This window comes from Pseudonocardia sp. CA-142604, assembly GCF_050948475.1.
Lineage (GTDB): Bacteria > Actinomycetota > Actinomycetes > Mycobacteriales > Pseudonocardiaceae > Pseudonocardia > Pseudonocardia alaniniphila.
On the sequence record NZ_CP192045.1, the window covers coordinates 6,309,106 to 6,323,346 of the forward strand.

The window sequence follows — 14,241 nt, forward strand, 5'->3', positions numbered from 1 at the left end:
CCGCTGCCCGCGTGGCATTCATGCCTCCGCTCAGCGCCCTCCGGCGTCCACCAGGTTGAGCACGGCGTTCGCTGACAGAAGCGACTTGGAGAGGAATCCGGCCGCAGGGCTGGACGCAATCAGGTCCGCGAGGTCCTCCTCGCCACGCGTGGAGATCAGCACAACGCGGGCGCGGAGCTCGGGAAAGTCCTCGACCAGCCGCCGGGTGAGCTCGAACCCGCTCTCCTCCCCCAGGGCGACGTCGACCAGCACGACATCCGGGCGCAACACGGCCGCCTCCAGCAGGGCCCCGGCGATAGTCGTCGCGGTCCCCACCACCTCCAGTCCCTGGCGTTCAAGGCTGAGACGGGCGATCTCGAGGAAGCGCTCGTTGTCGTCAACAATCAGGCAACGTCGCAGCACATGTTCAGCATCGCAGTAGTCGGCGCGTCGCACATTGCAGCTAGCCGGAACGAGCGATGCCCGACGGGGCCCAGCACGGCCCCGGCGAGGGCCCGCGGGCCGGGCTGACACCCACTGCGGGTTCCTGCCAACCGGTAGAGCGGATGCCCGCAGGCCCTGACGACATGAGAGCGGGCGAAGCGCACTCTCATCCCGTGGATACAGCCACGGTGATTGCCAACGCGATGACGGACTTCCTCCTCGCCTCAGGCACCAGCAAGGCGCCGGCCACCCGCGCTCCTGCGCACATGGCTGCCTGGTTGGACGCCCGTGGCTACCGGCTCGTCCGCCCCCCTGCTCCCCATCCGTCCGAGCAGGACGACGGGAACGAGTTCGCCCGGATCGCCTCGTCGATCGACTGGCACTCGGCCGGCATCACGGACGAGGCGAAGAACGAGATCGTCCGCCAGATCATCGACGCCGTCACGACCGCGGCGACGGTGTCCACGGACAAGCGTCAGCCGGCGCCCCTGGGCGCGCGCCACCCGTCCCCGTTCCGGCCGACCATCGTCCGCTCGACCACGACCGGCACCGAACAAGGCACGGAGCCTGCCGAGTCACCGTCCGGCTACACCCAGGTGAACGCGCGCAGCGCGAACGCACAGCCGTGCTCGATCGAGCTGTACGGGAGCCGGCGTGAGTCGGTGACCCTGCGAAGCGTTCCGGCGACAAGTCCGGGGCCTGCGCAGGCGCAGACGCCGCTGCGCGCGAGCGTGGAGCTGCCCGAGCCGATCCGGCCCGCCGGATACGCCGAGCGTGACCCCTACAAGGTGACCTGGGCCGGAGGGGTCCACCTCCTCGGTGCGCGGATCCTCGTGATCCCGTGCCGCACCGTGAACAGCCCGGACGACGCCCGGGCGCACGCGGCGGCCGTCCTCGCCGCCGCCGCGCGCATGCAGCGCTAGCTGCGCTCCTTCCCCGGTGCAAGACCGGCCTCCTCGCCGAGGCCGGTTTCGTCGTACGCCAGGCGTACTTCGCCGGGCGACTCGCGGGTGCCCCCGCGAGTCGCCCCTCCCACCCTGCGAGCCGCCCGTTCCGGCAGCAGTCGGTGCGGGTGGGGGGCAACCCCCACTGATGGTTGGCGGGTTCGCTCCAGTGGTTCGGGGGGCAGCGGGATGGCAGGAGACAGGGCCCGCGACGGATCCTTCAAGGGTCACAGGAACGACAGAGCCGGAAGGAGAACGACGATGATCACCACCGCCAACCCCCTCAGCTACCGCGACCGCGCCGTTCTCCGCGCCGTCGCCGCGGGTCGCTGCGAGATCTCCGACGACACGGGCGGCGCGCTGGTCGTGGACGGGCGGTTCCTCAGCGACCAGTTCACCGGTCCTCGGCTCACCGCCGCCGGTCTGATCGCCGCCGGTTCGCACCACGGACCGGCCCGGCTCACAGCTTCCGGCGCGGCCCTGCTCGAGGCGGCGTGACGACATGACGATCCAGGACTTCCCCGTTCTGACCCGCTTCGACCGCTGCGACCGCTGCAGCGCCGCCGCGCGGATGCGCGCGCTGCTCCCGGCCGGCAACGAGCTCCTCTTCTGCAGGCACCACGCCCGTCAGCACGAGCCCCGGCTGCGCGAGATCGGCGCGGAGCTGAGTATCGATCCCTGAGGATCGCCCCATCCGTTGAGCCCGGTCTCCTCCCGCGACCGGGCTCGCGTCATGTTCGGGCCCGGCACCGCGACCGCCGTCAGCGGCGGAGCTGCCTGCGTGAGGTGATGTCGAGCTTGGAGAAGATCCGGCTCAGGTGCCACTCGACAGTGCGTGGGCTGATGAACAGCCGGGCACCGATCTCGGGGTTCGAGAGTCCCTCACGGACCAGCCCCGCAATCTGCGCTTCCTGGGGCGTGAGCTCCGTGCTGCTCTCGACCGTGCGCTTACGTGGGGAGTCACCGGTGGCCCGCAGCTCGGAAGCCGCACGCTGGGCGAACGCCTCGGCGCCCATGGCGGCGAACATCTCGTGGGCGGCGCGTAGCTGCTCGCGTGCGCTGAGCCGTCGGCCCTCCCGGCGGAGCCATTCGCCGTAGAGGAGGTGGGCGCGGGCGAGCTCGCCGCGGACGCGGGTGCGGTCCAGCCGGTCGATCGCCTCGCAGTAGGCGCTCTCGGCGTCCTGACCGGAGCTGAGCAGGGCTCGGGAGCGGGCTTCGACCCCCAGCGCCCAGTCGGTGCCGCTCGCCCGCGTGACGTCGGCGAGCTGACCGAACGCCTCAGCAGCACGGTCGGACATCCCGCAGCGCGTGGCCGCTTCCACGAGCTCGGCCAACGCCGCCCACGGGGCGACTCCCAGCACCGGCGGCTGGCTGCCGGCCTGCTCTGCGGAGGTGAGCGCGTCCTCGTAGCGGCTGAGGCTGTTGTACAGCATCGCGGCGGCCCACTGGGCCTTGATCAGCCCGTCGCCCTCCCCGCGTTGCAGCACCTCCGTGGTGGTCGCCTCGATCAGCGCGCAGGCCTCGGCTTCGCGACCGCGCCAGGCCGCGATCAGCAACGCGGCGAGTGGTGGTGGGGGATGCCCGGTCGCGTCGGTGACCGAGCTCAGCTCGTCGTGCAGTGAAGCGGCCTCGGCAAGTTCACCGAGGAAGACGTGCACACCGATGCGTTGGCCGAGCGCGAGGGGAAGCATCGTCAAGGCGCCTGCCTCCCGTGCGGTGCGCACGAAGCGGGTGGCGAGCAGTTCCCAGGTGTCGTAGTCCCAGAGGTGGGCCGCGGTGACGCAGGCGTGCCAGAGCCAGCGCAAACCCTCCTGCGCGGACAGGCCGTTGCCGCGGAACGCGCGGAGCGCCCGCTTCAGCGTCGGGACGGCTGGGGTGTAACCGTCGTTGAACCGCAGCGCCAAGCCCTCGAGGAGCAGATCGGGCGCGCGTGCGGTCCGCGTCGTCGGAGACGCGGCACGGGCGGCGTGGGCGGCTTCCTGCACGCTGACGCCGCCGGCGAGCGCGCCGGCGAACATCGCCGCCAGCAGGGCGTCCAGGTAGGTCTCACCGGCGAGTTCGACGTCGAGTTGCTCGAGTTGCTTGGCGGCCTGCAGCAGCAGGGGCGGGGCTTCTCTGCCGCGGTTGAGGGTGAAGGCGATCTGGGCGCGTTGCAGGTCCACCCGGGCGCGCTGGAGCTTGGTCAGCGAGCACGCCTCGGCCAGAGACAGCAGCTTGAGTGCCGCGTCGGGCACCCCCGCCAGATGCGTGGCCTCCGCCGCGGCCAGCGCACGCTGCACCCGGCAGTCCGGGTCGGCGGTCAGTTCCGCGGCCCGTTCCAGGTACGCGGCTGCTGCGGCGAGCCCGCCACGTGCCTGCGCGCGCCCCGCCGAGTGCTCCAGGTCGGCCGCGACCTCCTCGTCCGGTCCCGCTGTGGCCTGCGCGGCATGCCAGGCACGACGATCGAAATCGGCCTCCGGATCGGTGGCCTCCGCCAGCGCACGGTGTGCGATCCGCCGTTCCTCCGGGGACGCCACCCGATAACTGGCCGAACGAACGAGGGGGTGATGAAATCGCACTCGCCTGCCGATCCTGAGCAACCCGGCCGATGCCGCCGGAGCGGCCGCGGCGACGCTGATGTCGAGCAGGGAGACGGCGCGCCACAGCAGCACGGGGTCGCCCAGCGGTTCGGCAGCGGCGACCAGCGCCAGCCGCTGCGTCTCGGCCGGGAGAGCCGCGAGCCGTCGCCGGTAGTTCTCCTCGATCTGCCCGGCGAGCGTGCCGGTGCCACTCACGACGACACCGCCTGCCAGCTCCGCCGGTGTCAACCCACGCGGCAGCTCCAGCAACGCCAGCGGATTACCCCTGGTCTCGGCCACGATCCGGTCACGCACACGCTCGTCCAGCGGCCCGCGCAACGTCGAGCACAACAGCTCCCGCGCATCGGCATCGGGCAACCCGGCGACCACCAGCTGCGCCACACCCGCCAGCTCCGCCGCCTCGCCGTCACGCGCCGCGAAGACAACCCCCACGGACTCCGCCATCAGGCGGCGGGCGGCGAACGCCAGCGCCTGCGCCGAGGCGTGGTCGAGCCACTGGGCGTCATCCACCACACAGATCAGCGGCTGTCCATCGGCGACCTCGGCCAGCAGGCCCAGCACAGCCAGTCCCACCAGGAAGCAGTCCGGCGGGTTCCCGGCACTGAGGCCCAAGGCCGTGCGCAGCGCGTCGCGCTGGGGCAAGGGAAGGCGGTCGAGCCGGTCGAGCATCGGCGTGCACAGCTGGTGAAGGCCGGCGAAGGCCAGCTCCATCTCGGACTGGATTCCTGCAGCACGCGCCACCCGGCCGGGCGCTCGCTCGACGACGTACTCCAGCAGCGTGGTCTTACCCACGCCCGGCTCGCCGCGCACCACCAGAGCCCGGCTCTCACCTGCCAGCACGGCCTCGAGCAGTCGATCAAGCACTACGCACTCGCTGCGCCGGCCCCGCAGCGAGCGCTGGTGGCTGCGGCCGATCGCGCCATCCATCACGAGTCTCCGCCTCACCCCGACGAGTTCCCTACCTACCACCCTCACGTCTCGAACGTGCCCTCGTTCGAGCGAGCGGGTGGCGATGCCTGCCAGCAGATTCCGTGGGCGTTCCAGCGTGACGCCGAGAATGTGGCAGCCGCACTCGGGGAGCGGTGCAACAGCACGAGCGGAGTGTCCGGCCCGGGCCACCGACCTCGTGCTGATGAGTGAAATCGACGGTATGTCGTCCATGGACAATGCCGCGACCGATACACGGTGGCGCCTGGGCGGTCACTCGTTTCTCACCCCGCTATCCTCAGCCGCAGCCGGCACCCATGTCCATTGAGCTAGCTCAAATGTTCCGTGAGGCAGGCCGACCCTCACCCGTAGGGCGATCCCCACAGTGATGGACAAAACCGGCGATCCGCGCCGGCGACTCCTCGGGAGCGTTGTGGGTGATGATCCACACCGGCTGCGGGATTTCCAACTCGGTTCGCCGGCCTCGATGATGAAGATCGCAGATGTGTGGGCGATGTCCGGGATCACCGATCCCCGGTGGGCCCGGCGTCAGTGTGCGCGTACCGACGTTCCGAGAACGGAAGGCTGCAGGTAACCGGACGATATGCTCCGATTTCAGAGGGAGGAACCGCGGTAACCGGGAGGTGGGCGTGCGTGAGGAGGGAGGGCACCCGTGCCCGTACCGCCGGTGCCACGGTCACGCTTCAGCCCGGCCGAACGGTCCGGCCGTTCACCCCGCCGACCGGCCCGTCGGACACTCCGAGCCCGGCCGATGACCGGACATCTGCGCGTCGTCGTCGGTGAGGACCAGGCGCTGGTCCGAGAGGGCATCGTGCGCGTGCTCGAACGCGCCGGCGTCGACGTGGTGGGCGTGGCCGTCGACGCACCGGACCTGCTCGACGCGGCTCGCACGCACCATCCGGACGTCGTGATCGCCGACATCCGCATGCCCCCTGACCTCGAGGATGACGGGCTCCGCGCCGCACTGGAGATCCGCGCAACGATGCCGGACATCGGCGTCGTCGTGCTCTCGCAGTTCCTCGAGGCCCACTACGCCCGCGAGCTCGTCGGCGAACGGCCGGAGGGCGTGGGATACCTGCTCAAGGAGAAGGTCGCCTGTCCCCAGATCCTGGTCGACGCGGTGTGCCGCGTCGCTGCCGGCGAGTCGGCCCTGGACCCGGACGTCATCGAACGGCTGGTCATCCGCAAGCGCGTCAGCAGCCCGTTCGACGATCTGACTCCGCGCGAGCGCGACGTGCTCGCCCTGATGGCCGAAGGACGCTCGAACGCCGGCATCGCCGCCAATCTCGTCGTCTCGGTGCCTGCGGTCGAACGGCACGTGACGAGCATCTTCAGCAAGCTCGGCCTGCGTCAGTCGGACGCCGCACAGCACCGGCGGGTGCTCGCAGTGCTCAGGTACCTCCAGAGCTGACCCGGCAACTCGAACCGGGCGGACCCGTGCGCCGCGCCGCCCACCACTCCCGGGGGTGCGCCACCCCGGACTTTTCCCGTGGCCGGCGGTGAGAACCCCGGGACTCACCCGGGGGCGCCGGAGCACCCACCGGCCGAAGACTGGTCTCCCACGGCGAGGTATGTGTCGACGCTCCGGAGAAGGAGGTTGACGATCGGTGCACCGATCGATCTCGAGCCTCCTCGACCCGCGCCGCACGCCGCCACCGGTGATTCCGATCTGACCCACCCAGCCACGAGAACACACGGAGAGGCCCATGCCCGACGACGATGCGACCACCGGCAACGGCCGGCCGGTCGAACGCAAGCTGACCACCGCCGCAGGCGCGCCCGTGCCCGACAACCAGAACGTCGAGACAGCCGGCCCCCGCGGCCCGATGCTCCTGCAAGACATCTGGTTCCTGGAGAAACTCGCCCATTTCGACCGCGAGGTCATCCCCGAGCGCCGCATGCACGCCAAAGGCTCCGGAGCATTCGGCACCTTCACCGTCACCAACGACATCACCCGCTACAGCAAAGCGAAACTCTTCGCACAGGTCGGCAAGACCACCGAGATGTTCGTCCGGTTCTCGATCGTCGCCGGCGAACGCGGAGCCGCCGACGCCGACCGCGACATCCGCGGATTCGCCGCGAAGTTCTACACCGAGGAGGGCAACTGGGACCTCGTCGGCAACGACGTCCCGGTGTTCTTCTTCCGCGACCCCCTCAAGTTCCCCGACCTCAACCACGCGATCAAACGCGACCCACGCACCAACATGCGCAGCCCGAAGAACCAATGGGACTTCTGGAGCTCCCTGCCCGAGTCACTACACGTCGTGACCATGATCATGAGCGACCGGGGCATCCCCGCCTCCTACCGCTTCATGCACGGCTTCGGATCACACACCTTCAGCTTCATCAACGCCGACAACGAACGATTCTGGGTCAAGTTCCACCACCGCGTACAACAAGGAATCAAAAACCTCACCGACGCCGAAGCCGCCGCCGTCATCGCCGGAGACCGCGAGAGCTCACAACGCGATCTCTACGAGGCCATCGAACGCGGTGAGTTCCCACGCTGGAAACTGTGCGTCCAGATCATGCCCGAAGCCGACGCCGCGACCGTGCCCTACCACCCCTTCGACCTCACCAAGATCTGGCCGAAGAGCGACTACCCACTGATCGAGATCGGCGAATGGGAACTCAACCGCAACCCCGACAACTACTTCGCCGACGTCGAACAAGCCGCGTTCAACCCCGCCGCCGTCGTCCCCGGAATCAGCTTCTCACCCGACAAGATGCTGCAAGGACGACTCTTCTCCTACGGCGACACCCAGCGCTACCGCCTCGGCGTCAACCACCACCAGATCCCGGTCAACACCCCACGAGCACCCGTGAACAGCTACCACCGCGACGGCCCCATGCGCGTCGACGGCAACTACGGCAGCACCCTGCACTACGAACCCAACAGCTACGGGGTGTGGCAGGAACAACCCGGCTACCGCAACCCACCAGAGCCCATCGGCGCAGTCGCCGACCACTGGGACTTCCGACAAGACGACCACGACTACTACAGCCAGCCCGGCAACCTCTACCGAAAGATGAACCCAGACCAGCAACAAGCACTGTGCCAGAACACCGCACGCGCCATGATCGGCGTCCCCACCGAGATCAAACAACGCTGGATCGACCACTGCACCAAAGCCGACCCCGACTACGGCACCGGCGTCGCCGAAGCCATCGCGGCCCTCGACTGATCCAGAGAGGAAGACGACGAAAGGTCAATCGATGAACGAAACGATCGCGGACGTCACCATCCCGGATACGGCTCTGGTCCGTGGGGCCACCGACCTGGTTCGCGAGGCCGGCTCACCGCTGCTGTTCAACCACTGCCGGCGCGTGTACCTGTTCGGCAGCCTGAAGGGCCGGCATCGCAAGCTCGAGGTGGACCCCGAGTTGCTCTACGTCGGTGCGATGTTCCACGACCTCGGGCTGACCGAGCGCTATCGGAGCACCGACCAGCGCTTCGAGGTGGACGGCGCCGACCTGGCCCGGGACTTCCTGCTCGACCACGGGCACAGCTCGGCCGATGCCCGCGCCGTCTGGCTGGGTATCGCCCTCCACACCACGCCTGGCGTCCCGAACCATCTCGAACCTGAGACCTCGCTCGTCAGCGCAGGGGTGGAGACCGACGTCCTGGGTTGGGACCTCGACGAGATCAGCCCTGAGAACATCGCCGAGGTGGTCGAGGCGCATCCTCGGCCGAACTTCAAACGCGAAATCCTGCGCGCCTTCACCGACGGCATGAAGGATCGCCCCTCCAGCACGTTCGGCACCATGAACGACGATGTGCTCGCACATTTCGTGCCCGGCTTCGTCCGTGAGGACTTCGTCGACATCATCATGAGTTCCGATTGGCCCGAGTGAGGGTCGACCACACACCGCGACAGAACTGCGGCCGCAACCTGCGCACTACGGGCGCCGCCATCCGCCGAGGAAGCCGGTGCTCCAGAGTCGGCGTCCGAGGGTGACGGCGATCAGGGTGAGGCCGGCGTAGGGCAGGACGAGCAGCGCCAGCTGGGTAGCGCCGAGCGCGGCGGCGGCGACGTCCGCGGCCTGGACTGCGCTGGCCGTCGTCCCGAGGTGCCCGAGCAGCGCTGCCCACACGACGGGCAGGACCTGCGGCGCGAGCACGACGACCATGACGCTCCAGCAACCCAGGAACGCCATGGTCAGCGCCGCCCAACAGGCGACGACGCGGCGGGTCACCGGTGTCAGCTCGGCCACCCGTGGGTGGTCGCCGCCTCCGGGCAGCACGCTGCGGAGGATCGGGCCGAGGCGGGCGAACAGATCGGGGACGCCGACGAGGTCGGCGAGGATGTAGTAGCCGTCAAGTCGCACCGAGGGCAGGAACTGCCACATCGTCTCGATGTGCAGGGCCACCAACACGACCAGCAGCCATGGTGAACCGGTGGTCAGGTACGCCACGCCGATCACGGTCATGGCGACGGCGTTGAAGTACACCCCGCCCAGATCGACGCGCAGCCGCGCCGCTCGGCCGAGGCGATAGGCGTCGGTGACCGTGCTGAAGAACACCGGCCAGACCAGGTACAGCCCGATGCCCATCGCTCCGGGCCGGGCACCGCCGTAGCGGCACGCGGCGGCGTGGCCGCACTCGTGGAACGCGGCCACGGCGAGGATCACCGCCAGCACCGGGACCGTCAGCGCAGGCTGGTCGCTGAACGCCCGGACGGCCGGCAGGATCTGCCTGAAGCCACCACCGGCGAGGATGAGGACGTCGACGGCGACGAACCCGGCGAGCATCAGGGCCACGACCGGGGAGGCGAAGAGGGGCCCGAGCACCCCGGCGATCGCCCACACGAGGCGTCCGGGCACGAGCCGCGCCCGATGCCTGAGCATCAGCAACGGATCCGGACAGGCCGGGAGCGACGGCCCGGCGTCGGAGGCGACGAGACCGGCCGCGCGGAGCCTGTTGTCGAGCAGGAACGCCACCTGCGTCGCGGTGACCGTCCGGTCGATCTCGGCGCCGAGCGCCGCGGCCAGCTCGTCGAGATCGCGGCGCCCGTCCACCAGCCTGGCCAGCCGGAACACCCGCTCGGAGAGCTGCACGACCTGCCCGTCGCCGCGGCAGGCCAGGTAACGGGGTTCGGTGAAGCCCGAGCCGGAGTACTGCCCGATCAACTCGGTGCCATCGGCCGGTCGGGGGGCGGTCGATGCGCGAGCGACGAGTGCGCTGTCGGTGGGGCTCATCGGGGGTCTCCTCGGACGCCCGGGGGTCGTCCGAGACGTCATCACTTGCAGCCCGGCGGCTTCGGAGACCACCACGGAACGTCATTGCACGGCGTCTGAGCAGCGCTGTCGACGCCGCTGCTGAGCGCGCTGACGACGCCGGTGCCGGTCGTCGGGGCCGGGATGAGCAAGGTCGTCACGAGAGTGCGGGCAGGCAGCAGCTCGACGTGCTCGGCGTCGAGCTCGGCGGAGCTCAGGTTCTTCGCCATGGCGTCTCCTGTGTTCATTCCGAGATGAGGGTGCCCGCTCGGCGTCGACGCCGCGATGGAGTACACCCCCGAACGACTCGGGAGAACCCCATGCCAGAGGGGGCAAACCCTACTTTCCGCAGCATCCTTGGCCACGGCCACAAGGGCGTTTAGCGTGTAGCAGCCGGACGGATCCGGCTGAGACCGGTGGTGCGGGATGAACCGGACGATTGTGGCGCAGCTGGCGCGGCCGCTGCTGGTGAGCATTTGTGTGGCCGTGGTCCTGACGGTCGTGGTGCGGGGTGGCGGCACGGTGCTCGGATCCGCCGCGTCGTTCGCCGTGCTGCTGCCCTTCGTGGCAGCCGCGCTGTGCGTGGTGGGTCTCGGGCTGGTGCGGCCGCGGGTCGACCGTCTGGTCGGCCGGTTGACCCACCACCGCGAGGTGACTCCGTATTCCGCGCTGGCGGCGGCTGCGGCACGTATCCGCGCGGGCTCCCTCGAGCAGGCCCTTCCCGGGCTCACGGAGGTGGTGGCGAGCGGCACCGGGGCGAGCCGGACCGTCGTATGGCTGGCCGTCGACGACCGCCTCGTCAGCGCGGCGGCCCAGCCTCCCCACGACACCGCACCACCGACCGTCGAGAGCCTCGCGGTCCTGCTCAGCCGACCTGACACCGACTACGTCGTGCCGGTGCTCGACGGGCCGGTGCTGCGCGCGGTGCTGGCCATCGGGAAGCCGGACGCCGCGATCACCCCGGAGGACAAGAGGCTGATGCACGACGTGGCGAACGGGGCAGGTCTGCTGCTGCGCAGCGTCGCGCTCAACGCCGAGCTGGCGGAACGGATCCGCCGGGCCGACGACCTGGCCACCGAGCTCGAGGCGTCCCAGCAACGTCTCGCTCACGCCCGCGAGATCGAACGACGCCGGTTGGTCGTGGAGCTCGGGTACGCGACCGTCGATCGGCTCGCGGCACTGCGGGACGAGGTGGTCGGGGCGCGGTCCGTCCTCACCCCGGGGCGGGAACGGGCAGGAACGGCGATGGATGCCCTGAAGCGGGCCCGCGTCGGGCTCGAGGATCTGATCGACCGGTTCCGGGTGATCGCCCGTGGCGTCTACCCGGCGGTTCTGCGCGACCAGGGCCCGATGGCGGCTCTCGAGGAGCTGGCCGCGGACCTGCCACGGGCGGTGCGGCTGACCGGCGACCTCGGCAGGCGGCTGAGCTGGGAGGTCGAGTCCGGGATCTACTACCTCACCGCCTCGGCGATCCAGCAGCTCGCAGGCCGTCCCGCCGAGCACGAGCTGCTGGTGCACCTCGAACATGCCGACGGCCGGTTGAGCGTGCATGTCGAGGACACGACGCCCGTCGTCGCTGCCCAGCAGGTGCGTGACGCGCTCGCCGGCGACGCCGAGCGACTCGCGGCGCTGGGAGGGGAGCTCGAACTGATCGATCACGCCGCCGAAGCCGATACGACCACGTCCACCGCGGGCTCGGACGGCGCGGCGGCGCACGGGACGGCGCGCGTGGTCATCCTCGACGCCTGGTTGCCCGACCGGCTCGAGCCTCAGGTCGGGCAGGCCTCCGTGGAGGCGTGGATGCGGTGAGAGAGCTCGGCCCGTCCCGGCCCGCCACCGTGGGGTACGCGGTGGTGCTCGTGGCGTGCGTCGTCCTCTCGATCAGCCTTCTCGTGGGCGGTGCCCTCGTACTGCTCGCCGACGCCGCGGCGCGCGGTGATGGCTGGGCCCGGGCCGTGCTCGAAGCGAAGCCGTTCAGCGAACCGCTCGATCAGGCTCTCCTGGACTACTCGTTCAGCGTGCTCAACCTCATCGTCGCCGCAGTTCTGCTGGCCTCACATCGTCACGGCCGGCCCATCCGGCTGCTGGCCGTCGCCATGATCGCGTCGGCCGGCGCGTTCAACCTGCAGGCGTACGCGGGAGCGGTCGCGCTCCAGGCGACGACGGGCCTGCCCGTCGAGGGCCTGTACCTCGTGGTCCTGCCTGCTATCGCGTGCGCGTCCTACGTCCTGGCCTTGCTGCTCTTCCCCTCGGGGCAGCTCCCGCTGGCCGGTTCCGGACTGCGCCGGGGCCTGATCGCCACAGGTCTGGGCGTGCTCCTGCTCGTCAGCATCGGAACCGCCCTGCTGCCGCGCACGCTCGGCTGCGTGGTCTTCTTCGGATTCCTCGTCCCGGTGATCGCGCTGGCCGTGACACCGCGACACCGTGTCGGCACCGGTCTGACCTCCGAGCAGCGCACCCAGGCCCGGCTGCTGTTCACCGTGGTGGCAGCCGTGCTCCCGGTGGCCGCCGTGCTGGGGTTGATCACTCAGATGTGGTGGGAGCTCGGGTGGACCGGCCCCCTCGTCCACGATCAGACGGCGCAGGCGGCAGGCGGGATCGAGCAGCCGACAGCGCTGCTGTTCTGGTTCGCACGGTTCGCGTCGTCCGCGGTCGCTGCAGCGGTACTGGTGGTCACCCGACGGACCGGCCTGTGGACCGCGGAGCGCGTGCTGAGCCTGTGGCTGGCCGCGACGTTGGTGGTGGCGCTGGTCGGCGGCGAGTTCGCGGTCGTCGAGGCGATCGCCGGCGTGATCGCCGGGGTCATGGTCAGCGCCGGCATCATCGGCGGTGTCGTCGTGGTCGCGGTGCTCGCAACGGCCTTGGAAGCGCTGTCGTTCCTCCCCGTGCACGTTCGCGCCGAGAGGTTGGTCGACCGGCTGCTGTACGGAACCCGGCCGACCCCCTACAACGTGCTCGCCGGAATCACGGAGCTGTCGCGCTCCACCCCACGGGACGGACCGGATCTGGCACGGGTCGCGGAGGCCGTCGCACGGGGCCTGGGGGCGACCATGTGCCGGCTGACCGTGATCCGGCCCGGGCTGCGCGACCGCACCTACTCGTGGGCCGAGGCCGGCACCGACCCGGGCATCGACGACCTCATCGAGGTGCCCGTACATCACGGCGAGGAGCGCATCGGGTCGATCGCCGTGGACCGCGGCGCGGTCGTCGGCCTGTACGCGCAACGCAGGCGCCTGCTGACGGACATCGCCGACAGCCTCGGGGTGGTGATGCAGGCGAACCGGGCCGGGATCGCGCTCGACCGCCAGCTCCGGGCGGTGCTCGCGCGCGCCGAGGACATCGCGGTGTCGCGGCGCCGGACGATCGCGGAGATGGACAGCGAACGACGCCGGATCGAGCGTGACCTGCACGACGGCGCGCAGCATCGTCTGGTGTCCCTGCGTCTGACCCTCGGCCTGGCCGAGCACCAGGTCGAGACGGCGCAGTTCGAGCAGGCACGCAACCGGCTCGACCAGATCGCCGAGCAGATCGGGAGTACGGAGGCGGTGCTCGCCGCCACGGCAACCGGCGTGTCGTCACCGGTCTTGGCGGAACGCGGTCTGGTGGCGGCGCTGGAGCGCGAGCTTCTGAGCGTGCCGCCGGTCGTGCTGGACGTCGCAGGCCTCGACGCCGGCCGTCGGTTCCCCGCCCCCGTCGAGGCCGCCGTGTACTTCTGCTGCCTGGAGTCGGTCAACAACGCCTGCAAACACGCGCCGGGCGCGGACGTCCTGGTGCGCCTGGCGACGGTCGACGGTCGGCTGTGCTTCACCGTGCGCGACGAGGGCCCGGGATACGACCAGGGTGCGAGGTCCGGTTCGCCGGGCCGCGGGCTGGGCAACGTGCAGGCCCGGATGCGCGCGGTCGGCGGCCGGGTCGAGGTGCGTTCGCGGCCGGGGGCCGGCACGGCGGTCGAGGGCTGCGTGCCACTGCCTGCCGACCGGTCGGGCCTGTCCGAGTCGGAGATGCGACGTCATTCCCGGCACTGATCACATTTCCGTGTCGGTGGGTGCACATCGGACAGTCGTCCCTATAGTGGCACTCGATGCCAAAAAGGCGCGGTAGCGCTGCGGTGCCACGCTTGTGCAGGCGTC

Annotated in this window: 12 protein-coding genes; 8 read left to right on the forward strand and 4 right to left on the reverse strand. The window is 70.3% G+C overall.

Features of this window, described 5'->3' with window-relative positions:
- Positions 1–30 precede the first annotated feature (30 nt).
- Positions 31–435 (reverse strand): response regulator, encoded by a 405-nt coding sequence (locus tag ACQPZQ_RS28635; protein WP_433285784.1) that lies wholly within the window; start codon positions 433–435, stop codon positions 31–33.
- Positions 436–596: 161 nt separating this feature from the next.
- Here ACQPZQ_RS28635 and ACQPZQ_RS28640 point away from each other — a divergent pair, with 161 nt between their 5' ends.
- The 3 genes from ACQPZQ_RS28640 (at position 597) to ACQPZQ_RS28650 (ending at position 2,049) form a co-directional block, all read left to right on the forward strand.
- Positions 597–1,346: a hypothetical protein gene (locus tag ACQPZQ_RS28640; RefSeq protein WP_433285786.1), complete on the forward strand. Its 750-nt coding sequence runs from the start codon at positions 597–599 to the stop codon at positions 1,344–1,346.
- Between the two features lie 282 nt (positions 1,347–1,628).
- The gene (locus tag ACQPZQ_RS28645; protein ID WP_433285788.1) at positions 1,629–1,865 is read left to right on the forward strand and encodes a hypothetical protein; all 237 of its coding nucleotides are present in this window, start codon (positions 1,629–1,631) and stop codon (positions 1,863–1,865) included.
- 4 nt (positions 1,866–1,869) lie between these two features.
- Entirely contained in the window at positions 1,870–2,049 is a 180-nt protein-coding gene (locus ACQPZQ_RS28650; RefSeq protein ID WP_241034194.1) for a DUF7455 domain-containing protein, read from the forward strand.
- A gap of 79 nt (positions 2,050–2,128) precedes the next feature.
- On the opposite strand, the gene ACQPZQ_RS28655 is transcribed toward ACQPZQ_RS28650, so the two are convergent.
- Complete coding sequence (locus ACQPZQ_RS28655; RefSeq protein ID WP_433285791.1) at positions 2,129–4,873, reverse strand: AAA family ATPase; 2,745 nt, start codon at positions 4,871–4,873, stop codon at positions 2,129–2,131.
- Positions 4,874–5,657: 784 nt separating this feature from the next.
- Between ACQPZQ_RS28655 and ACQPZQ_RS28660 the strand changes: the two genes are divergently transcribed.
- From ACQPZQ_RS28660 to ACQPZQ_RS28670, 3 genes are all read left to right on the forward strand, one after another.
- Entirely contained in the window at positions 5,658–6,305 is a 648-nt protein-coding gene (locus tag ACQPZQ_RS28660; RefSeq protein WP_433299404.1) for a response regulator, read from the forward strand.
- 295 nt (positions 6,306–6,600) lie between these two features.
- Positions 6,601–8,079 carry a catalase gene (locus ACQPZQ_RS28665; RefSeq protein ID WP_433285793.1) on the forward strand — a complete coding sequence of 493 codons (1,479 nt, stop codon included), beginning with the start codon at positions 6,601–6,603 and terminating at the stop codon, positions 8,077–8,079.
- Between the two features lie 31 nt (positions 8,080–8,110).
- Entirely contained in the window at positions 8,111–8,749 is a 639-nt protein-coding gene (locus tag ACQPZQ_RS28670) for an HD domain-containing protein (protein ID WP_433285796.1), read from the forward strand.
- Between the two features lie 45 nt (positions 8,750–8,794).
- Here ACQPZQ_RS28670 and ACQPZQ_RS28675 read toward each other — a convergent pair whose 3' ends face one another.
- Together ACQPZQ_RS28675 and ACQPZQ_RS28680 are read right to left on the reverse strand one after the other, a co-directional pair.
- The gene (locus tag ACQPZQ_RS28675; protein ID WP_433285798.1) at positions 8,795–10,093 is read right to left on the reverse strand and encodes a hypothetical protein; all 1,299 of its coding nucleotides are present in this window, start codon (positions 10,091–10,093) and stop codon (positions 8,795–8,797) included.
- Between the two features lie 41 nt (positions 10,094–10,134).
- The gene (locus ACQPZQ_RS28680) at positions 10,135–10,341 is read right to left on the reverse strand and encodes a hypothetical protein (protein ID WP_433285800.1); all 207 of its coding nucleotides are present in this window, start codon (positions 10,339–10,341) and stop codon (positions 10,135–10,137) included.
- Between the two features lie 196 nt (positions 10,342–10,537).
- Between ACQPZQ_RS28680 and ACQPZQ_RS28685 the strand changes: the two genes are divergently transcribed.
- Positions 10,538–11,920, forward strand: coding sequence for a hypothetical protein (locus tag ACQPZQ_RS28685; RefSeq protein ID WP_433285802.1), 1,383 nt, complete (start codon positions 10,538–10,540; stop codon positions 11,918–11,920).
- Complete coding sequence (locus tag ACQPZQ_RS28690) at positions 11,908–14,136, forward strand: sensor histidine kinase (RefSeq protein WP_433285804.1); 2,229 nt, start codon at positions 11,908–11,910, stop codon at positions 14,134–14,136. Before ACQPZQ_RS28685 ends, ACQPZQ_RS28690 begins: the two co-directional genes overlap by 13 nt.
- The last annotated feature ends 105 nt before the right edge of the window (positions 14,137–14,241 follow it).